This window comes from Aliiglaciecola sp. SL4, assembly GCF_041538045.1.
Lineage (GTDB): Bacteria > Pseudomonadota > Gammaproteobacteria > Enterobacterales > Alteromonadaceae > Aliiglaciecola.
Map to the genome: position 1 here is coordinate 1 of NZ_JBGOSE010000031.1, position 980 is coordinate 980.

2 protein-coding genes are annotated in these 980 nt (G+C 34.6%); both read left to right on the plus strand.

Annotated elements, in window-relative coordinates:
* Window positions 1–120: 120 nt before the first annotated feature.
* Complete coding sequence (locus AB6T38_RS19195; protein ID WP_372548823.1) at window positions 121–360, plus strand: hypothetical protein; 240 nt, start codon at window positions 121–123, stop codon at window positions 358–360.
* A 23-nt stretch (window positions 361–383) separates the two neighbouring features.
* Window positions 384–938, plus strand: a complete 555-nt coding sequence (locus AB6T38_RS19200) for a hypothetical protein (RefSeq protein WP_372548824.1) — start codon at window positions 384–386, stop codon at window positions 936–938.
* Window positions 939–980 lie beyond the last annotated feature (42 nt).

Genomic DNA, 980 nt, shown 5'->3' on the forward strand with positions numbered 1-980 from the left:
GGCCATCTTGCGGATCTCCGTTTTCTGTCACCTTTTATGCAAAGAAACGCATAAAAGCCGCCATCAAACTACGACCGCAAATGGCGGCGTTATAAACCTCGGATAGATGGAGCTTGTATTATGAAATCCTACAAATATTTATTTTTACTATTAAGTACACTTGTGGTTACTTCTTGCGCAACAGTAAAAACAAAGAAAATAGAGTTAGAACGTCACGCTTTGAATAAAAGTGATCAAATTGCAAAAAATTTAATTGTTGGTCAGTGGTGTTTAACCACTTCTAATAAGGTGAGTGGGGTAGGAACGTTAGCACCAACAATAGATAAATATAATTTCAAAGCTAATGGGGAAGTTTTTTAACCGATACTATTAGTCAATTTAAGATGACTGGCTCCTACGAAATAATTAACAAGGATACAATTAAATATTCATTTAACAACCCAAAAAACGAACAGAATAAAATCGTTCGCACATTAAAATTCTATATATCTCCAGGCGCCGAGTCCAATAAATTACAGTTGGTGTATAACAACAATATTTTCACATATCGTCCCTTTGAAGTATTTAAAAATGATCGCATTGCTGGAGCTTGGAAAGGAGAATTATTGAACTCTAAAGGAAAGGCAACTTCATATGAATTGATATTAAATGAAAAGGGTTTTTCCGATGGGTTTATTGACGGTCAGAGATCGCATTATGGTTACTATCGATATTTGTCTAGCCCTTCTGGGGACATATTACATTTATCTTATCAAATCCCTTCTTTTGGTAACTATGGTATTAGAAGTTACTCTGTCAAGGTACAGGATGGAGTTATGTTTCTTGATCCAATATCTGATAGACCTAATCAAAAAACATTCTCTTTTAAGTTAACTAAAGTCAGCCAGAATAGTAACTTAACAGGGAAGTTGTGGTGGAATCAAAAAGGTTTAAAATAATCTATGCAGTTCATCCTTGAGTAGCATTAGATGCAGAGGTTT